Here is a 20,414-nt window from a genome sequence, read left to right as displayed (position 1 = left end):
CAAGGTCGACCGTTCGATTTTTTGCCGTTCAACCGATTGCAGAGGATATGACGATGAACATGATCCCCCTACGCGCAGCCATCGCCGCTGCGTTGCTGAGTGTCGCCGTTGGCGCCACGGCCAAGCCCCTCGTGGTTTGTACAGAAGCCAGCCCGGAAGGCTTCGACATGGTCCAGTACACGACTGCAGTCACTGCCGACGCCGTGGCGGAAACCATTTTCAATCGCCTGGCCGATTTCAAGCCCGGTACCACCGAAGTGATTCCGGCCCTGGCCGAATCCTGGGACATCAGCGACGATGGCCTGACGTACACGTTCCACCTGCGCAAAGGCGTCAAGTTCCACACCACCGAATACTTCAAGCCGACCCGCGACATGAACGCCGACGATGTGGTCTGGAGCTTCCAGCGCCAGCTGGACCCGAATCACCCATGGCACAAACTGTCGAGCGTGGGCTTCCCCTACTTTGAAAGCATGGGCTTCAAAGAGCTGTTGAAAAGCGTCGAGAAAGTCGACGAGCACACGGTCAAGTTCACCCTGACCCGCCGCGAAGCGCCGTTCCTGGCCGACATCGCCATGGCCTTCTCCTCGATCTACCCGGCCGAATACGCCGACCAGTTGCTCAAGGCCAACAAGGCCGGCGACCTCAACAGCAAGCCGGTCGGCACCGGGCCGTTCATCTTCCAGCGCTACAACAAGGACGCCCAGGTTCGCTTCAAGGCCAACCCGGACTACTTCCGCGGCAAGCCGCCGGCCGATGCACTGGTACTGGCCATCGCCACCGACAACAACGTGCGTATGCAGAAGCTCAAGACCAATGAGTGCCAGATCGCGCTTTACCCGAAACCGGACGATATCCCCAGCATCAAGAAGGACCCTAACCTCAAGGTCACCGAGCTGGACGCGATGACAGTTTCGTACACCGCCCTGAACACCAGTCGCAAATACATGAGCGATGTACGGGTCCGCAAAGCCATCGATCTGGCTTTCGACAAGGAAGCCTACGTCAACGCACTGTTCGGCAAGGGCAACGCCACCGTGGCGGTCAACCCCTACCCGCCAACACTGCTGGGCTTCAATCACGAGCTGAAGAATCCGCCCCGGGACCTGGACAAGGCCCGCCAACTGCTCAAGGAAGCCGGCGTGCCGGAAGGCACCGTGTTCACCCTGTTCACCCGCAACGGCGGCGGCCCGACCAACCCCAACCCGATGCTCGGCGCGCAGATGATGCAGGCCGACCTGGCGAAAGTCGGGATCAAGGTCGACATCCGTGTCATGGAATGGGGCGAAATGCTCAAGCGCGCGAAAAACGGCGAGCACGACATGGTCTCCGCCGGATGGGCGGGCGATAACGGCGACCCGGATAACTTCCTGACGCCTATGCTCAGTTGCGAGGCCGCCAAGAACGGCGAGAACTACGCCCGCTGGTGCAACGAGAAATTCCAGGCGTTGATCGACCAGGCCCGCGCCACAGTGAACCCCGACGAGCGCATCAAGCTCTATGAACAGGCCCAGGTGATTTTCAACCAGGACCAGCCGTGGATCAGCATGGCCCACACCCGGATGTTCACGGCAATGCGCAAGAACGTAGAGGGCTATGTCATTAGCCCACTGACCACCAACAACTTCGCCACCACCCAGGTGAAGTAGATAAGAAAGCGTCCGGTATCCCCTGATCAAAGGGGTGCCGGACATGCCTAACCGGCTGATGAGGTACACCTGAAGATGTTTAGTTTTATTGCCCGCCGACTGGGATTACTGATCCCCACGTTCTTCGGCATCACCTTGCTGACCTTCGCGTTGATTCGCATGATCCCCGGCGACCCCGTGGAAGTGATGATGGGCGAACGTCGGGTCGATCCCGAAATGCACGCTCAGGCAATGGAACGCCTTGGCCTCAATAAACCGCTGTACGCCCAATACCTGGACTACATCGGCAAACTGGCCCACGGTGATCTCGGCGAATCGCTACGCACCCGCGAAAGCGTCTGGACCGAGTTCAGCTCACTGTTTCCCGCGACCCTGGAACTGTCCATGGCCGCCCTGTTGTTCGCCGGTATCCTGGGCCTGCTGGCCGGGGTGATCGCGGCACTCAAGCGAGGGTCCCTGTTCGACCATGGGGTGATGGGCATCTCCCTGGCGGGGTATTCGATGCCGATCTTCTGGTGGGGCCTGATCCTGATCATGTTCTTCTCGGTGTCCCTGGGCTGGACCCCGGTGTCGGGACGCATCGACCTGCTCTACGACATCGAGCCGAAAACCGGCTTCATGCTGATCGACACCTTGCTCGCCGATGAGCCGGGCGCGTTCCTCGACGCGCTGCACCACCTGATCCTGCCGGCCATTGTGCTGGGCACCATTCCGCTGGCGGTGATCGCCCGCATGACCCGCTCTTCGATGCTCGAAGTGTTGCGCGAAGACTACATCCGCACCGCCCGGGCCAAAGGCCTGTCGCCGGCGCGCGTGGTGTTCGTCCACGGCCTGCGCAACGCGCTGATCCCGGTACTGACCGTCGTCGGCCTGCAGGTCGGCACGCTGCTGGCCGGCGCGGTCCTGACTGAAACGATCTTCTCCTGGCCGGGCATCGGCAAGTGGCTGATCGAGGCCATTGGCGCCCGGGACTACCCCGTGGTGCAGAACGGCATCCTGTTAATCGCCTGCCTGGTGATTCTGGTCAACTTCGTCGTGGACATCCTCTACGGCTTTGCCAACCCACGCATCCGTCACCAGCGCTGAGATCAAAACCATGAGTACTCCAACTACCGCGGTAGCAGTCGATCAAAGCCTGCTGTACCCGTCCCCGTACAAAGAATTCTGGCAGGCGTTTTCCCGTAACAAGGGCGCCGTGGCCGGGCTGATGTTCATGATCCTGGTGGTGTTCTGCGCGATCTTCGCCCCATGGGTCGCCCCCCACGATCCGAGCGAGCAATACCGCGACTTCCTGCTGACGCCGCCGGCCTGGCTCGAAGGCGGGCAGATCCAGTTCCTGCTGGGCACCGACGAACTGGGCCGCGATTTGCTGTCCCGGCTGATCCAGGGCTCGCGCCTGTCGCTGCTGATCGGCTTGTCGTCGGTGGTGATGTCGCTGATCCCGGGCATCCTGCTGGGCCTGTTCGCCGGGTTCTTCCCGCGCATCCTTGGCCCGACCATCATGCGCTTGATGGACATCATGCTGGCCCTGCCTTCGCTGCTGCTGGCCGTGGCGATCGTCGCCATCCTCGGCCCAGGCCTGATCAACACCGTGATCGCCATCGCCATCGTGTCGCTGCCGTCCTACGTGCGCCTGACCCGCGCCGCCGTCATGGGTGAACTGAACCGCGACTACGTGACCGCCGCCCGCCTGGCCGGTGCCGGCCTGCCGCGCCTGATGTTCATCACCGTGCTGCCCAACTGCATGGCGCCACTGATCGTCCAGGCGACCCTGAGCTTTTCCTCGGCCATCCTCGACGCCGCCGCCCTGGGCTTCCTCGGCCTGGGCGTGCAGCCGCCGACTCCGGAGTGGGGCACCATGCTGGCCTCGGCCCGGGACTACATCGAACGCGCCTGGTGGGTCGTGAGCCTGCCCGGTTTGACCATTTTGCTCAGCGTGCTGGCAATCAACCTGATGGGCGACGGCCTGCGCGATGCGCTGGACCCGAAACTCAAGAATGCCGCCTGAGGAGATTCCCATGTCACTGCTAGAAATCAAGAATCTCAACGTCCGCTTCGGCGACGCCAACGCCGTTCCGGTGGTCGATGGCCTGGACCTGAGCGTGGATAAAGGCGAAGTACTGGCCATCGTTGGCGAATCGGGTTCGGGTAAATCCGTGACCATGATGGCGCTGATGGGCCTGATCGAGCACCCCGGCATCGTCACCGCCGATGCGCTGAACTTCGACGGAAAGAACATGCTCAAGCTGAGCGCCCGCCAGCGCCGGCAAATCGTCGGCAAGGACCTGGCGATGGTCTTCCAGGACCCGATGACCGCGCTCAACCCCAGCTACACCGTGGGGTTCCAGATCGAAGAAGTGCTGCGCCTGCACCTGAAGATGTCCGGCAAGGCCGCCCGCAAGCGCGCCATCGAACTGCTGGAGAAAGTCGAGATCCCCGGCGCTTCGAGTCGCATGGAGGCCTACCCTCATCAACTGTCCGGCGGCATGAGCCAGCGCGTGGCGATTGCCATGGCGATTGCCGGCGAGCCGAAGCTGTTGATCGCCGACGAACCGACCACCGCCCTGGACGTGACCATCCAGGCGCAGATCATGGACCTGCTGCTGGCCCTGCAGAAAGAGCAGAACATGGGCCTGGTGCTGATTACCCACGACCTCGCCGTCGTCGCGGAAACCGCCCAGCGCGTCTGCGTGATGTACGCCGGTCAAGCCGTGGAAGTGGGCAAGGTGCCGCAGTTGTTCGACATTCCGGCCCATCCGTACAGCGAAGCATTGCTGGCGGCGATTCCGGAGCACAGCATGGGCGCCGAGCGCCTGGCGACGTTGCCGGGCATCGTTCCCGGCCGCTATGACCGCCCGCAAGGCTGCCTGCTGTCGCCGCGCTGCCCCTACGTGCAGGACAACTGCCGTCAACAACGCCCAGCCCTTGACCCGAAAACCAACAGCCTCGCCCGCTGCTTCTACCCGCTGAACCAGGAGGTGGCGTGATGGCCGTCGTACTTACCGCCCGTGACCTGACCCGTCATTACGAAGTGTCCCGTGGCATGTTCAAGGGCCACGCCACCGTGCGCGCCCTCAACGGCGTGTCGTTCGAACTCGAGGCCGGCAAGACCCTGGCCGTGGTGGGCGAATCCGGTTGCGGCAAATCCACCCTGGCCCGGGCCCTGACCCTGATCGAAGAGCCGTCCTCCGGCTCCTTGAAGATCGCCGGGCAGGAAGTGGCCGGCGCCAACAAGGCCGAACGCAAGCAGTTGCGCAAAGACGTGCAGATGGTGTTCCAGAGCCCTTACGCCTCCCTCAATCCGCGGCAGAAGATCGGCGATCAACTGGCCGAGCCGCTGCTGATCAACACCAGCCTGTCGGCCACCGAGCGGCGGGAAAAAGTCCAGGCGATGATGAAGCAGGTGGGCTTGCGCCCCGAGCATTATCAGCGCTATCCGCACATGTTCTCGGGCGGCCAGCGCCAGCGCATCGCCCTGGCCCGCGCCATGATGCTGCAACCCAAGGTGCTGGTGGCGGACGAACCAACATCGGCGCTGGACGTGTCGATCCAGGCTCAGGTGCTGAACCTGTTCATGGATCTGCAGCAGGAATTCAACACCGCCTACGTGTTCATTTCCCACAACCTGGCGGTGGTGCAACACGTCGCCGACGATGTGATGGTGATGTACCTCGGCCGCCCGGTGGAGATGGGGCCCAACGAGTCGATCTACAGCCGCCCGTTGCATCCGTACACCCAGGCGCTGCTGTCGGCCACCCCGACCATCCACCCGGACCCGAACAAGCCGAAGATCAAGATCGTCGGCGAACTGCCCAACCCGCTCAACCCGCCGTCCGGCTGCGCCTTTCACAAGCGCTGCCCGTACGCGACCGAGCGTTGCACCACCGAAGAGCCGGCCTTGCGGCCGCTGGATAATCGGCTGGTAGCGTGTCACTACGCCGAGCAGTTCCTCGACGGCGCGGCGTAACAATCCGGGCAAGACCCACTCACCCCGTGGCGAAGGGGCTATCCCCCTCGCCACGGTTTTCTACTTATCTGGAAAATTACGTCTGGCTGTCGCCTTCATCACTTTCGTCGCCCTCATCTCCATCCCCATCCTCGTCTATCGTCGAGTCATCATCGTCCTGATCCCCCGGTTGGGTTTCGGTCGCAGCAAACATCATCGCGCCCTGCCCCCCTTGCCCGCTCAAAGCCTGTTGCTCGTGGTCGACGCACTCGGCCCATACAGCGCTGGAGCCGAGGGACAACATCACCAAAACCTTCAGCAACAACATCACGCGTAGAAACCTGTTCATAGCCGATTTCCTCTTTCCTGGATAAAAGCGGGCCCCCACGGCGTTCAGGAATCTGATCCCGAACTGGCTGGCTCGTATGACTAGGACGCAGAACCACGGACAGAAATGCCGCTTGGGCACAGACCGCTTTCGAATAGACCTTATTCCAAGCCGCTATGTGGGAGCGAGCCTGCTCGCGATAGCGATGTGTCAGCCAACATCATGCCAAACGGGCCACCACCATCGCGAGCAAGCTCGCTCCCACAGTCCCTGGCGTCGTACACAAATCTCATCTACCTATCAGTTCCATTGTGGGAGCGAGCCTGCTCGCGATAGCGGTCTGTCAGCAACATCAATATCGAATGGGCTGTCGCCATCGCAAGCACGCTCCTACAGGGGCGGCGCCGTAACGAGCAGGGATAAAAAAGCCCCGCAGCTTTCGCAACGGGGCTTTGGGTCTTGCGGCTCAGCGCTTAGTGATGCTCACGGGTCGCGCGGAATTTCACGTCCGGCCAGCGCTCTTCCATCAGCGCCAGGTTGACCCGGGTCGGGGCCAGGTAGGTCAGGTGACCACCGCCGTCCAGCGCCAGGTTTTCCACGGCTTTATTGGAAAACTCTTCAAGCTTCTTCTTGTCGCCGCATTCGATCCAGCGGGCCGAGTACACGGTGATCGGCTCATAGGAGCACTCGACCTTGTATTCCTCCTTCAAGCGGCTGGCGACCACATCGAACTGCAGCACGCCGACCGCGCCGAGGATGATGTCGTTGCTGCGCTCCGGGAAGAACACCTGGGTAGCGCCCTCTTCGGCCAGTTGCTGCAGGCCCTGGCGCAGTTGCTTGGACTTGAGCGGGTCCTTCAGGCGCACGCGGCGGAACAGTTCCGGGGCGAAGTGCGGGATGCCGGTGAACCCCAGGACTTCGCCTTCGGTGAAGGTGTCGCCGATCTGGATCGTGCCATGGTTGTGCAGGCCGATGATGTCGCCGGCGAAGGCCTCTTCCAGCTGTTCGCGCTCCGAGGAGAAGAAGGTCAGGGCGTCGCCGATGCGCACGTCCTTGCCGGTGCGCACGTGGCGCATCTTCATGCCTTTTTCGTACTTGCCGGAACAGATGCGCATGAACGCGATACGGTCGCGGTGCTTGGGGTCCATGTTCGCCTGGATCTTGAAGATGAAGCCCGAGAACTTTTCTTCCACCGGTTCCACGGTGCGCTCGTTGGCGACCCGGGGCAGCGGACGCGGCGCCCAGTCGACCACGGCGTCGAGCACATGGTCCACACCGAAGTTGCCCAGCGCGGTACCGAAGAACACCGGGGTCATCTGGCCGTCGATAAAGGCCTGCTGGTCGAATTCATGGCAGGCGCCCTGCACCAGCTCCAGTTGCTCGACGAAACGCTCGTATTCGTCGCCCAGGTGCTCGCGCGCTTCGTCGGAGTCCAGCCTTTCGATGATCTTGGTTTCGGTACGCTCATGACCATGACCGGCGGTGTAGACGATGATGTAGTCATCGGCCAGGTGGTATACGCCCTTGAAATCGCGGTAGCAGCCGATCGGCCAGGTGATCGGCGCAGCCTTGATCTTCAGGACCGCCTCGATCTCGTCGAGCAGTTCGATCGGGTCGCGGATGTCGCGGTCGAGTTTGTTGATGAAGCTGACGATCGGCGTGTCCCGCAGGCGGCAGACTTCCATCAGCGCGATGGTCCGTGGCTCGACGCCTTTACCGCCGTCGAGCACCATCAACGCCGAGTCCACCGCGGTCAGGGTGCGGTAGGTGTCTTCGGAGAAGTCTTCGTGGCCCGGGGTGTCGAGCAGGTTGATCATGTGCTCGCGATACGGGAACTGCATGACCGACGTGGTAATGGAAATACCCCGCTGCTTTTCCATCTCCATCCAGTCGGAGGTGGCATGGCGGTCGGACTTGCGCGACTTCACCGTGCCGGCGATCGCAATCGCCTTGCCCATCAGCAGGAGCTTCTCGGTGATGGTGGTCTTACCGGCATCGGGGTGGGAAATAATGGCGAAAGTGCGGCGTTTCGCGACTTCGGCGGCCTGTTTGGTCATGGGAAATCGCCTGGCAGGTGATTCAAAAAAGGGCGGCGATTATAGCTCAACTTGTGCCAGGAACCGAACCGTTGAGCACATCGAAGGTGGCCAAAGGCTTCCCGACAGGGGAACCTTTTGCGCCATGGAGACGTCCACCCCCCTGCTGCATTTATTCGTCAGGGGCTGAAAAATCAGCAAGTTAGCCTGACGAGGCGGCGCTCATGGCTCGATCACCTGCCGTTTTACCGGCATCGAAAAGAGCTGCTTCTCGCGAACGTTTTCCCGGCAACCCCACGGTCTGCCGCCTGGGAAGCGTGCGCCGACTGAAAGACAAAGGAGTCCGCCTGTGGCTATCCGCTATGGCAAAGGGCTGACAGGAGGCGTGGTCGTCGTCGCGCTCCTGGCCCTGTTGGTCCACTGGATCGGCATCGATACGATCCGACATTATCGAGACGACTTGTTGTTCTACCTGCAAGCCCATCTGCTGCTGGTACTGGTTTCCATGGTGGCAGCCCTGATCGTGGGCATCCCCGCCGGTATCGCCTTAAGCCGCCCCGGTATGGTCGGGCGCGCCGAGCGCTTCATGCAAGTCTTCAACATCGGCAACACCGTGCCGCCCCTGGCCGTACTGGCCATCGCCCTGGGTGTCCTGGGGATCGGCAGCGGGCCGGCCATCTTCGCTCTGTTCCTCGCCTCGCTGCTGCCCATCGTGCGCAACACTTATGAAGGCCTGAAAAACGTCCAGGGCTCTCTCAAGGAAGCCGCCACCGGCATCGGCATGACCCCGCGCCAGGTGCTGTGGAAAGTCGAACTGCCCAACGCCGTGCCAATCATTGTCGGTGGCGTGCGGGTCGCCCTGGCGATCAACGTCGGCACCGCGCCGCTGGCCTTCCTGATCGGTGCCAACAGCCTTGGTAGCCTGATCTTCCCTGGCATCGCCTTGAACAACCAGCCGCAACTGTTGCTCGGCGCCGCCTGCACCGCCCTCTTGGCGTTGTTGCTCGACGGCCTGGTGACACTGGCCAGCCGCCTCTGGCTGGAACGTGGTCTGCGACCGTCATAAAGCCGGCTGGATAAAGGAATCATCATGAAGAAGTTGAGCTTGATACTGGGCTGCGTGCTGCTGTTCGCCGGGTTCGCCCAAGCGGCGGAAAAACCTGTGATCCGCCTCGGTGCCCGGGTCTTCACCGAGCAGACGTTGCTGGCGGAGATCACCGCGCAATACCTGCGCAGCAAAGGCTACGACGCGCAGATCACCGGTGGGCTGGGCAGCAACCTGGCCCGCAGCGCCCAGGAAACCGGGCAACTGGACCTGCTCTGGGAATACACCGGCGTATCCCTGGTGGCCTATAACCATGTCACGGAGAAACTCGACAGCGCCCAGTCCTACGCCCGGGTGAAAGCCCTCGACGCGAAAAAGGGTCTGGTCTGGCTGGCGCCGTCGAAGTTCAGCAACACCTACGCCCTGGCCCTGCCGGAGAAAATCGCCCGTCAGTACCCGCAGATCCGCAACATCAGCCAATTGAACAGCGTGCTGCAGGCCGAAACGGACGAGAACCACCTGGTGGCCCTGGACACCGAATTCGCCAACCGCTCCGACGGTCTGGCGGGCATGGTCGAGCAGTACGGCATGAACCTGACCCGCAAGAATATCCGGCAGATGGACGCCGGCCTGGTCTACACCGCCCTGCGCAACGGCCAGGTGTTCGCCGGGCTGGTGTACACCACCGACGGCCGGTTGAACGCCTTCAAGTTGAAATTGCTCGAAGACGACAAGCACTACTTCCCCGACTACACCGCCGCGCCGGTGGTGCGTCAGGCGTTCCTCGACGCCCATCCACAGTTGGCCGCGCAGCTCAAGCCGCTGGCCGAGCTGTTCGACGACGAAACCATGCGCCAACTCAATGCCCGCGTGGACGTCGACCATCAAAGCCCTTCCGTGGTGGCCGCCGATTTCCTGCGCCAGCACCCTATCGACTGAGGAAAAAGCCATGGAACTGTTGAACGCCTTTTCCCATCTCGACTGGCAGCAGGTGATGCACCTGACCTGGCAGCACATCACCCTCGTGGGCATCGCCGTGACCCTGGCGATTCTCATCGGCGTGCCCCTGGGCATTTTCATGACCCGCTTCCCGGCACTGGCCGGGCCGTTGCAGGCCAGCGCGACAGTGCTGCTGACGATCCCGTCGATAGCCCTGTTCGGCCTGTTATTGCCGTTCTACTCGAAATTCGGCCAGGGCCTGGGGCCGATGCCGGCGATTACCGCCGTGTTCCTGTACTCGCTGCTGCCGATCATGCGCAACACCTACCTGGCTCTCACCGGCGTCGAACCCGGTATCCGGGAAGCCGCCCGCGGCATCGGCATGACCTTCGGCCAGCGCCTGCGCATGGTCGAACTGCCCATCGCCGTGCCGGTGATCCTCGCCGGCGTGCGCACCGCCGTGGTCATGAACATCGGCGTCATGACCATCGCCGCCACCATCGGCGCCGGTGGTCTGGGCGTGCTCATCCTCGCTTCCATCAGCCGCAGCGACATGTCGATGCTGATCGTCGGCGCCGTGCTGGTCAGCCTCCTGGCCATCTTCGCCGACCTGCTTCTGCAATGGCTGCAACGCTCGCTGACCCCAAAAGGGCTATTGAAATGATCGAACTTCAAAACCTCAGCAAAATCTTCCAGAGCAACGGCAAGGATGTGAAAGCCGTGGACGCGGTGAACCTGACCGTCAACGAAGGCGAGATCTGCGTATTCCTCGGGCCGTCGGGCTGTGGCAAGAGCACCACGTTGAAGATGATCAATCGGCTGATCAAGCCCACCTCGGGCAAGATCCTGATCAATGGCGAAGACACCACCGGCCTCGACGAAGTGACCCTGCGCCGCAACATTGGCTACGTGATCCAGCAGATCGGCCTGTTCCCAAACATGACGATCGAGGAGAACATCGTGGTGGTGCCGAAGCTGCTCGGCTGGGACAAGCAGAAATGCCACGACCGCGCCCGCGAGCTAATGAGCATGATCAAGCTCGAACCCAAACAGTACCTGCATCGCTACCCCCGTGAACTGTCGGGCGGCCAGCAGCAACGGATCGGCGTGATCCGCGCCCTGGCGGCCGATGCACCGCTGCTGCTGATGGACGAACCCTTCGGTGCGGTGGACCCGATCAACCGCGAGATGATCCAGAACGAGTTCTTCGACATGCAGCGGGCACTGAACAAGACCGTGATCATGGTCAGCCACGACATCGACGAAGCCATCAAGCTGGGGGACAGGATTGCGATCTTCCGCGCCGGCAAGCTGGTCCAGTGCGACCACCCGGACACCCTGCTGGCGCACCCGGCCGACGAGTTCGTCAGCAATTTCGTCGGCCAGGACAGCACGCTCAAGCGCCTGCTGCTGGTCAAGGCCGAGGACGCGGCCGACAACGCGCCCTCGGTCAGCCCGGAAACCCCGGTGGCCGAGGCACTGGAATTGATGGACGAGCATGACCGTCGCTACGTGGTGGTCACCTGCGCCGAGAACAAGGCCCTGGGCTATGTGCGCCGGCGCGACCTGCACCGCCAGACCGGCACCTGCGGGCAATTCCTGCGGGAATTCAACGCCACGGCCGCCTATGACGAGCATTTGCGGATCCTGCTGTCGCGCATGTACGAGTTCAATCGCTCGTGGCTGCCGGTGATGGATGCCGAACGGGTCTTCCTCGGCGAGGTGACCCAGGAGTCCATCGCCGAGTACCTGAGTTCCGGACGCTCCCGTGGCGGCAAGACCAGCATTGTTTCGCCGGCCGAAACCGCGCAGGCCTGAGGTAATAGATTCCCTTGTGGCGAGGGGATTCATCCCCGCTGGGTCGCGAAGCGGCCCCAAAAACAAGGTCTCGAATGTTCTGACGCACCGATGAGCCTCTTCCGGGGCTGCCTCGCAGCCCAGCGGGGATGAATCCCCTCGCCACAGGGGGTTTGTATGCCTGTTGAACCCAGTCAGGTCCACATGCAGCCGATCCAAGGGAACATCAATCCGTCACACAGGTCGGTTACATCAAGAGCTGTCGCGGGCCGCACGACGGATGTGTGCAAAAACGCGACATTTTTAGTTGATCTCAGGCCCCTCACGCCCTAAAGTTCGCGCCGAACGTCCATGCTGGAAACGATCCATCCGGCTCAAGTACTGACGACGAGACAGCAAGGCCAAGGGCACCACGCAGCCCATGGCCTTTTTGCTTTCGGCGACATGCCTTGGGAAGTAGGCGAACCAAAGTGGGGATACGGAGGACGTTCACGGGGGCAGCTTGCCCTCAAACCCATTGATCCTGATGTTTGCCAGTAGGAGTCCCAACGTATGTCGATCCAGGTCGAAGATTATTTCGCGCGCGAAACCTTTCAGAAAATGAAGGCGTTCGCCGACAAGCAGGAAACCCCGTTCGTGGTGATCGACACCGCGATGATCTCTCAGGCCTATGACGACCTGCGCGCCGGTTTCGAATTCGCCAAGGTCTACTACGCCGTCAAGGCCAACCCGGCGGTGGAAATCATCGACCTGCTCAAGGAAAAAGGCTCGAACTTCGACATCGCCTCGATCTATGAGCTGGACAAGGTCATGAGCCGTGGCGTAACGCCAGACCAGATCAGCTACGGCAACACCATCAAGAAATCCCGGGACATCCGCTACTTCTACGAGAAGGGCGTGCGCCTGTATGCCACCGACTCCGAAGCCGACCTGCGCAACATCGCCAAGGCCGCGCCGGGCTCGAAAGTCTATGTGCGCATCCTGACCGAAGGCTCGACCACCGCCGACTGGCCCCTGTCGCGCAAGTTCGGCTGCCAGACCGACATGGCCATGGACCTGCTGATCCTGGCCCGTGACCTGGGCCTGGTGCCGTACGGCATCTCGTTCCACGTCGGCTCGCAACAGCGCGACATCAGCGTCTGGGACGCCGCCATCGCCAAGGTCAAGGTGATCTTCGAGCGTCTCAAGGAAGAAGACGGCATCGAGCTGAAACTGATCAACATGGGCGGTGGCTTCCCGGCCAACTACATCACCCGCACCAACAGCCTGGAAACCTACGCCGAGGAAATCATCCGTTTCCTCAAGGAAGACTTCGGCGACGACCTGCCGGAAATCATCCTCGAGCCGGGCCGTTCGCTGATTGCCAACGCCGGTATCCTGGTCAGCGAAGTGGTGCTGGTCGCCCGTAAATCCCGTACCGCCGTCGAGCGTTGGGTCTACACCGACGTGGGCAAGTTCTCCGGCCTGATCGAAACCATGGACGAAGCCATCAAGTTCCCGATCTGGACCGAGAAAAAAGGCGAGATGGAAGAAGTGGTCATCGCCGGGCCGACCTGCGACAGCGCCGACATCATGTACGAGAACTACAAGTACGGCCTGCCACTGAACCTGGCCATCGGTGATCGCCTGTACTGGCTCTCGACCGGTGCCTACACCACCAGCTACAGCGCCGTGGAATTCAATGGCTTTCCGCCGCTGAAGTCGTTCTACGTGTAAAGCACCCTGTCGATAGAAAGGTCCATGACATCATGGACCTTTTTTTTGCGCGGCCAGGTCTCGAATCATCCCGCTCGCTACTGCAACTGGGTCAATTGCAGAAAACGCTGGTGGTAACCATGTGCCATGGCGCGAATCTCAGGGTGAGAGGCACCCGATAACGATTCACTGCTCACACGCAGGAAATTCACGTTCCCGGTAGCCAGCGCCTTGCGCAACCAGCCCAGGGCCTCGTCAATGAGCCCCTTCCCCGCCAACACCGCCGCATGACTGAACTGCCCCCGAAAATCGCCACCTTCGGCCGAGCGTCGATACCACTGAGCCGCGGCCAGCGGATCCGCCGGACAGCAGCGTCCGTCCTCCAGGTAGCGCCCCAGCAGATTCATCGACTTTGCGTGGCCTGACTCGGCGGCGCGACGATAGAGACTCAAGGCCTGCGCCTGGTCTTCGGCCACACCGCGCCCGGTCGCCAGCAGATTGGCGTAGTTGTACATCCCCCAGTCCAACCCCGCTTCGGCGGCCAGGCGGTAATGCCCGGCGGCGACGCTGGCATCGGCGACACAACCCCAACCGTGTTCATGACAACGCCCCAGCATGTTGCGCGCCATCGGATGCCCTCGCCGCGCGGCAATACCGAACCAACGTACCGCCAGGACCGGATCACGGGCGATGCCCCGGCCGTCGAGCAGGATCTGACCCAGCAACGCCTGGGCGTCGAGCATGCCTTCGCCCGCTGCGAGCAGAATCGCCTGGGCCGCCCGCGCCGGGCTTTCGTCAAGCATGGCCTTGAGACGTTCGCCATCGAGCACCTCCTCGCGGCGCAGACGAAAATCCGCCATCTACACCTCGACCCAGCGGCGCAGCAGGTTGTGGTAGGTACCGGTCAGGCGAATCAACGAAGGGTGATCCGGCACGTCGCGGGTCAACGCCTGGATCGCCCCGTCCATCTCGAACAGCAATGCGCGCTGGCTGTCTTCGCGCACCAGGCTCTGGACCCAGAAAAACGACGCATAGCGAGCACCACGGGTCACCGGGTTGACCTTGTGCAGACTGGTGCCCGGATACAACACCATGTCCCCGGCCGGTAGCTTGACCCGTTGGGTGCCGTAGGTGTCCTGGATTTCCAGCTCGCCGCCGTCATAGTCCCGGGGATCGCTGAAGAACAGGGTGGCCGACAGATCGGTGCGCACCCGTTCGGCGCTGCCCTTGGGTTGGCGCACGGCGTTATCGATGTGGAAGTCAAAACTGCCGCCGCCGGTGTAGCAGTTCAACAGCGGCGCAAAGACCTTGTGCGGTATCGCGGCGGACATGAACAACGGGTTGCTCCACAGCCGATCGAGCATCGCGGCGCCGATCTCCTTGGCCAGGGGATGGCCCTCGGGCAATTGCAGGTTGTGCTTGGCCCTGGCCGACTGATAACCGGCGGTGATCTTCCCGTCCGCCCATTCGGCCTGTTCCAGCGCCTCGCGGATGCGCTGCACTTCTTCAGGAGAAAACACACCGGGGATGTGCAGCAACATGGGATCTAGCCTGTGGATAAATACGGGGCGCCAATGGTAGTGATTCTTATTGCCTGTGCACAACCCCTGCTGTGTGTCACGGAAGCCAAAGGGGTAAGGGGAATTGTAAAGAATGTAAATTCATATCAAATAGCAATATTTCGCAATTGATACAGATACACGTTTACCCTATATTCCGCGGCCTCGAAACCTTGGGGAAGGCAACCTTCATGTCGCGTCAATCATTACAATTACCGGTCCAATCACCCCGTTTGCTGGCGTCTGCCATTGGTGTCGCGCTGAGTGCGACGTCCGCGGCCCAGTTGGCCCAGGCGGCGGAGAATACCGATGAAAAATCCCCGCGCGAGGCCATTGCGCTGGATGCCACCAGCATCACCGGCGAAGCCCAGGACACGACGTCGTATCAGGTCGAAAAAGCCTCTTCCCCGAAATACACCGCACCGCTGGTCGACACCCCACGCTCGGTGACCGTCATTCCCCAGCAAGTGCTCAAGGACACCGGCGCGCTCAATATGCAGGATGCCCTGCGCACCGTGCCGGGCATCACCTTCGGCGCTGGCGAAGGCGGCAATCCCCAAGGTGACCGCCCCTTCATCCGCGGTTTCGATGCCCAGGGCGACACCTACCTGGATGGCGTGCGCGACACGGGTTCGCAAAGCCGCGAAATCTTCGCCGTGGAATCCATTGAAGTCAGCAAAGGCCCGAACTCCGCCATCGGTGGTCGGGGCGCGGCCGGCGGCACTATCAACCTGGTGAGCAAGAAGGCGCACCTGGGCGACTCCTTCGACGGTGGCTTCACCTGGGGAACGGACCAGACCCAGCGCTACACCCTGGATGGCAACTATCAGTTCAGCGACAGCGCCGCCGGCCGTCTCAACCTGATGAGCCACGAAAGCAACGTCGCCGGGCGCGACAAGGTCAACTACGACCGCTGGGGCATCGCACCATCGCTGGCGTTCGGCCTCGGCACGGACACCCGGGTCAACCTCGACTACTACCATCTGGAAAGCAACGACCTGCCAGACTCGGGCATCCCTTACAGCATGCCGGCCTCAGGGAAAACGGCCGACCGCACCAAGTCCAACCCGGACAAGCCCAACGACGGCGGCGACAGCAGCAACTTCTATGGCCTGGACCGCGACTTCCGCAAGACCCGCGTCGACACCGCGACCTTCGCCATCGAGCACGACCTGAACGATGCCCTGACCGTCAAGAACACCCTGCGCCATGGCTCCAGCATGCAGGACTACATCCTGACCCAGCCCGACGACAGCAAGGGTAACGTCAACAACGGGACGGTCTGGCGTCGGGTCAATACCCGTGTCAGCAACGTCGACACCACCACCAACCAGACCGACCTGTTTGGTGATTTCTATGTGGCCGGGTTCAAGAACAGCTTCTCCACCGGCATCGAGCTGAGCCGCGAGAAAGGCGAAAAATCCTCCTACGCCGTCAACACCGACACCGTACCGGGCACCGCCGCCGCGAACACCAACTGCACCCCGTCAATGATCGGTTCGTCCAGTGGCTTCAACTGCACCTCGTTGTCCAACCCGAACCCGAACGATCCGTGGAACGGCACCATCGCACGCAACTACGCCGGCACCGAAACCACCAGCGTCACCCGTGCGCTCTATGCGTTCGATACCCTGGAGCTGTCGCCGCAGTGGCTGGTGAACATGGGCTTGCGCTACGACCATTTCGACACGAAGTACAAGACCTACAACGCCGCCGGCACCACCACGTCCAAGGGCGACGATGTCAGCGAATTCGTCACCGGCCAGTTGGGCCTGGTCTGGAAACCCGCTGACAACGGCAGCATCTACGCCTCCTACGCCACCTCGGCCACACCGCCAGGCAACATGGTCGGGGAAGGCCAGGAGGGCAATCCGCTGGGCGGCACGCCCGACCGCAACGGCAATCTGCTGGCAAGCGACATGGAGCCGGAAACCACCAAGAACTACGAAATCGGCACCAAATGGGACCTGCTGGGCAGTCGTCTCTCGCTGACCGCCGCGGTCTTCCGCACCGAGAAGGAGAACGCCCGGGTCCAGGTCGATACCACCACTTATGAGAACGCCGGCAAGACCCGTGTCGACGGCCTCGAACTGTCGGCCAGCGGCAAGATCACCGACAAATGGCAAGTGTTCGCCGGCTACAGCTACCTGGACAGCGAACAGGTCGACGGCGGCCCGTTGAGCGTCACCAACGGCAATCAGTTGCCGAACACGCCGAAGAACAGCGCCAGTGTCTGGACCACCTACGCGATCACTTCGAAGCTGAGCATCGGCGGCGGCGCCTTCTATGTCGACGATGTCTTCGGCAACGTGGCCAACACCACCATGGTCGACTCCTACGTGCGCTACGACGCCATGGCCGCCTACAAGGTCAGCAAGCACCTGGACCTGCAACTCAACGTACAGAACCTGACCGACGAAACCTACTACGACAAGGCACTCGGAAGTCACTTCGCCAACCAGGCGGCGGGGCGTACGGCGCTGTTGAGCACCAACTTCCATTTCTGACCGGAAATGGCTGGGGCCTTAATGCGGTCACCGGTGGAGCGAGCCTGCTCGCGATAGCGGTGGATCAATCGATCACACTATCGTCTGACATGCCGCCATCGCGAGCAGGCTCGCTCCCACAGGGTTTGACTCGCCATCGCAGACCACACATAAAAGCCCCGCCCATCTTCATGAGCGGGGCTTTTATGTGTGTTTATGAATGCTTCTCGATAACACACGGCATAATGCACGCCGTGATGAACAGTAATGAATGAAAGGCGGGCGACGTGTTGAAGAAAACCCTGTTCCAGTTGCACTGGTTTTTCGGCATCAGTGCCGGGCTGGTCCTGGCTTTTATGGGCATTACCGGCGCCGCGGTGTCGTTCCAGGACGAGATCCTGCGGGCGCTGAACCCGCAGGTGCTGACGGTGGAGAAGCAACCGACCGGTGTCCTGCCGCCCGCCGAACTGGTGGAGCAGATCGAGGCTGCCGCCGGTAAAACCGTCGCGATGCTCTGGGTCGAAACCGACAGCGGTAATGCCGCACGGGCGATCTTCGCCGCGCCGCCCGGGGAAAAGCGCGGCCCCATGCGCTATTTCAACCCGTACAACGCTCAATTCATGGGCGATGTGGTGGGCCAGGACTTCTTCGGCCTGATGCTCAAGCTGCACCGCATCCTGGCCCTGGACGACGTAGGCCGGCAGATTACCGGGGCCTGCACGTTGATCCTGGTGTTTTTCTGCCTGTCCGGGTTGTACCTGCGTTGGCCGCGCCAGTGGAAGAGCTGGCGTGCCTGGCTGACCCTCGATTGGCAGAAGAAAGGCCGCAGTTTCAACTGGGACTTGCATTCGGTGGCCGGGACCTGGTGCCTGGCGTTCTACCTGTTGGCGGCCCTGACCGGGCTGACCTGGTCCTACGACTGGTACAACAAGGGTGTGACCCGCCTGCTTTCCGACTCACCGAAGAACGAGCGGGTGCGCAACCGCGGCCCCGTGCCTGACGGCCCACCGCCGGTGGCCGATTACCGGGCCATGTGGAGCAGCATCTACAGCGCCGCCGGCCCGGACCTGGCCTCCTACAATGTGCGCATGCCGCCGGTGGCCGGACAACCGGCGACGGTGTTCTACCTGCTGAAAAACTCGCCCCATGACCGGGCGCTGAACCAGATCATCCTCGACCCGGCCACCGGCGTCGTCAGCCAACACAGACGCTACAGCGACAAGAGCCTCAAGGCGCAACTGCTGACCAGCATCTATGCCCTGCATGTCGGCAGCTATTTCGGCCTGATCGGACGGATCCTGGTGACGGTGGCAGCGCTGACCATGCCGCTGTTCTTCATCACCGGCTGGTTACTGTACCTGGACCGTCGCCGCAAGAAACGTCAAGTCCGCCAGGCACGCCAGGGGCTGGCCGCCAGCCCCGGCGATGCGCCCGCGTGGCTGATCGGCTTCGCCAGCCAGAGCGGTTTTGCCGAACAGCTGGCGTGGCAGACCGCCGGCCAGCTCCAGGCCGCCGGACTGCCGGTGAACGTCCAGCCACTGGCCGGCGTCAGCGAGCAGGACCTGAGCAATTCCACCCACGCCTTGTTTGTGGTCAGTACCTTTGGCGACGGCGAAGGACCGGACAGCGCCCGGGGTTTCGAGCGCAAGGTGCTGGGCCGCCCCCTGGGCCTGGAGCGCCTGCAGTATGCGGTGCTGGGCCTGGGCGACCGGCAGTACGACAACTTCTGCGGTTTCGCCCGGCGCCTGCACGCCTGGCTGGCTGAGCATGGCGGCAAGACCCTGTTCGCCCCGGTGGAGGTCGACAGCGGCGACCCATATGCCTTGCGTCACTGGCAACAGCAACTGGCCGAGCTGACCGGGCACGCGCCAGTGGACACCTGGAAAGCCCCCGATTTCGAACATTGGACGCTCAGCCAGCGCACCTTGCTCAACCCCGACAGCAGTGGCTCGGGGGTATACCTGCTGGGCCTCAGCGCGCCTGGGCCAAGCAGCTGGCTGGCCGGCGACCTGGTGGAAATACTGCCACGCAACGAGCTGCTGGCCATCGAGCATTTTCTCGAGGGCCTGGGTATCGCCGGCAACGCTCGCGTCCAGGTCGACGGTTTGCCGCAAAGCCTGGAACAGGCCCTGGCGACCCGTCAGTTACCGGAGAACCGCGCCCATCTGGTGGGCCTGCATGCCCAGGCGCTGCTGGACGCGCTGGCACCGCTGGCGCCGCGTGAGTATTCCATCGCCTCGATCCCGGCCGATGGCGTGCTGGAACTGATCGTGCGCCAGGAACGTCATGCCAACGGCAGCCTGGGCATCGGCTCCGGCTGGCTCACCGAGTACGCCCCACTGGACAGCGCCATCAGCCTGCGGGTGCGGCGCAACAGCGGCTTCCACTTGCCGCCCCAGGGCGTGCCGATGATCCTGCTGGGCAACGGCACCGGACTGGCAGGCCTGCGCAGCTTGCTCAAGGCCCGCGTCGCCGAAGGCCCGCAACGCAACTGGCTGCTGTTTGGCGAACGCCAGCGCGAACATGATTTCCATTGCCGCGATGAGCTTCAGGAATGGGTGACCTCCGGCGACCTGGAACGCCTGGACCTGGCGTTCTCCCGGGATCAGGAACAGAAGATCTACGTCCAGGACCGCCTGCGCGAATCCGCCGCGCTGCTCAAGCAATGGCTGGCCGACGGCGCGGTGATCTATGTCTGCGGTAGCTTGCAGGGTATGGCATCGGGGGTGGATCAGGTGCTCAACGACGTGCTGGGGGCCGAGGAAGTGGAGCGGTTGATCGAGCAGGGGCGGTATCGGCGGGACGTTTACTGACCGACAACCCTGTCCCCTTGTGGGAGCGAGCCTGCTCGCGATGCGGTGTGTCAGTCGACAAAAATACTGTCTGATGCACCGCTATCGCGAGCAGGCTCGCTCCCTCGGGGGGATGTCGTGG

Annotated in this window: 16 protein-coding genes; 12 read left to right on the top strand and 4 right to left on the bottom strand. The window is 62.3% G+C overall.

Annotation, left to right across the window (positions count from 1 at the left end; translation table 11 throughout):
• Window positions 1-53 precede the first annotated feature (53 nt).
• The 5 genes from LOY35_RS04105 (at window position 54) to LOY35_RS04085 (ending at window position 5,616) form a co-directional block, all read left to right on the top strand.
• Entirely contained in the window at window positions 54-1,649 is a 1,596-nt protein-coding gene (locus tag LOY35_RS04105) for an ABC transporter substrate-binding protein (protein WP_258630871.1), read from the top strand.
• A 75-nt stretch (window positions 1,650-1,724) separates the two neighbouring features.
• Window positions 1,725-2,735 (top strand): ABC transporter permease subunit, encoded by a 1,011-nt coding sequence (locus LOY35_RS04100; RefSeq protein WP_024777452.1) that lies wholly within the window; start codon window positions 1,725-1,727, stop codon window positions 2,733-2,735.
• A 10-nt stretch (window positions 2,736-2,745) separates the two neighbouring features.
• Window positions 2,746-3,657, top strand: coding sequence for an ABC transporter permease subunit (locus LOY35_RS04095; RefSeq protein ID WP_258630869.1), 912 nt, complete (start codon window positions 2,746-2,748; stop codon window positions 3,655-3,657).
• Between the two features lie 10 nt (window positions 3,658-3,667).
• The gene (locus LOY35_RS04090) at window positions 3,668-4,636 is read left to right on the top strand and encodes an ABC transporter ATP-binding protein (protein WP_258630867.1); all 969 of its coding nucleotides are present in this window, start codon (window positions 3,668-3,670) and stop codon (window positions 4,634-4,636) included.
• Window positions 4,636-5,616, top strand: coding sequence for a peptide ABC transporter ATP-binding protein (locus LOY35_RS04085; protein WP_258630865.1), 981 nt, complete (start codon window positions 4,636-4,638; stop codon window positions 5,614-5,616). The genes LOY35_RS04090 and LOY35_RS04085 overlap by 1 nt, the downstream gene beginning before the upstream one ends.
• A 76-nt stretch (window positions 5,617-5,692) precedes the next feature.
• On the opposite strand, the gene LOY35_RS04080 is transcribed toward LOY35_RS04085, so the two are convergent.
• Both LOY35_RS04080 and LOY35_RS04075 read right to left on the bottom strand, forming a co-directional pair.
• Window positions 5,693-5,944, bottom strand: coding sequence for a hypothetical protein (locus LOY35_RS04080; RefSeq protein ID WP_258630863.1), 252 nt, complete (start codon window positions 5,942-5,944; stop codon window positions 5,693-5,695).
• A 452-nt stretch (window positions 5,945-6,396) separates the two neighbouring features.
• Window positions 6,397-7,980 (bottom strand): peptide chain release factor 3, encoded by a 1,584-nt coding sequence (locus LOY35_RS04075; RefSeq protein ID WP_258630861.1) that lies wholly within the window; start codon window positions 7,978-7,980, stop codon window positions 6,397-6,399.
• A gap of 328 nt (window positions 7,981-8,308) precedes the next feature.
• Here LOY35_RS04075 and LOY35_RS04070 point away from each other — a divergent pair, with 328 nt between their 5' ends.
• From LOY35_RS04070 to LOY35_RS04050, 5 genes are all read left to right on the top strand, one after another.
• Window positions 8,309-9,025: an ABC transporter permease gene (locus LOY35_RS04070; RefSeq protein WP_258630859.1), complete on the top strand. Its 717-nt coding sequence runs from the start codon at window positions 8,309-8,311 to the stop codon at window positions 9,023-9,025.
• 24 nt (window positions 9,026-9,049) lie between these two features.
• Window positions 9,050-9,943, top strand: coding sequence for a glycine betaine ABC transporter substrate-binding protein (locus LOY35_RS04065; protein ID WP_258630857.1), 894 nt, complete (start codon window positions 9,050-9,052; stop codon window positions 9,941-9,943).
• A 10-nt stretch (window positions 9,944-9,953) separates the two neighbouring features.
• Window positions 9,954-10,607, top strand: coding sequence for an ABC transporter permease (locus tag LOY35_RS04060; RefSeq protein ID WP_258630855.1), 654 nt, complete (start codon window positions 9,954-9,956; stop codon window positions 10,605-10,607).
• Window positions 10,604-11,761, top strand: coding sequence for a betaine/proline/choline family ABC transporter ATP-binding protein (locus LOY35_RS04055; protein WP_258630854.1), 1,158 nt, complete (start codon window positions 10,604-10,606; stop codon window positions 11,759-11,761). Before LOY35_RS04060 ends, LOY35_RS04055 begins: the two co-directional genes overlap by 4 nt.
• 531 nt (window positions 11,762-12,292) lie before the next feature.
• Window positions 12,293-13,456, top strand: a complete 1,164-nt coding sequence (locus LOY35_RS04050) for a type III PLP-dependent enzyme (protein WP_258630852.1) — start codon at window positions 12,293-12,295, stop codon at window positions 13,454-13,456.
• Window positions 13,457-13,533: 77 nt separating this feature from the next.
• Here the strand turns inward: LOY35_RS04050 and LOY35_RS04045 are convergent, their stop codons facing one another.
• Window positions 13,534-14,295 (bottom strand): tetratricopeptide repeat protein, encoded by a 762-nt coding sequence (locus LOY35_RS04045; RefSeq protein WP_258630850.1) that lies wholly within the window; start codon window positions 14,293-14,295, stop codon window positions 13,534-13,536.
• Complete coding sequence (locus LOY35_RS04040) at window positions 14,296-14,976, bottom strand: Fe2+-dependent dioxygenase (protein WP_258630847.1); 681 nt, start codon at window positions 14,974-14,976, stop codon at window positions 14,296-14,298.
• Between the two features lie 209 nt (window positions 14,977-15,185).
• On the opposite strand from LOY35_RS04040, the gene LOY35_RS04035 reads away from it, so the two are divergent.
• Window positions 15,186-17,501, top strand: a complete 2,316-nt coding sequence (locus tag LOY35_RS04035; RefSeq protein WP_258630845.1) for a TonB-dependent siderophore receptor — start codon at window positions 15,186-15,188, stop codon at window positions 17,499-17,501.
• Between the two features lie 266 nt (window positions 17,502-17,767).
• On the top strand, window positions 17,768-20,293 hold the full coding sequence (locus LOY35_RS04030) for a sulfite reductase flavoprotein subunit alpha (protein ID WP_258630842.1): 2,526 nt from the start codon (window positions 17,768-17,770) through the stop codon (window positions 20,291-20,293).
• The last annotated feature ends 121 nt before the right edge of the window (window positions 20,294-20,414 follow it).

It is taken from the genome of Pseudomonas sp. B21-028 (assembly GCF_024749045.1).
Taxonomy (GTDB): Bacteria; Pseudomonadota; Gammaproteobacteria; order Pseudomonadales; family Pseudomonadaceae; genus Aquipseudomonas.
This window is presented reverse-complemented; position numbering and strand designations above follow the sequence as displayed.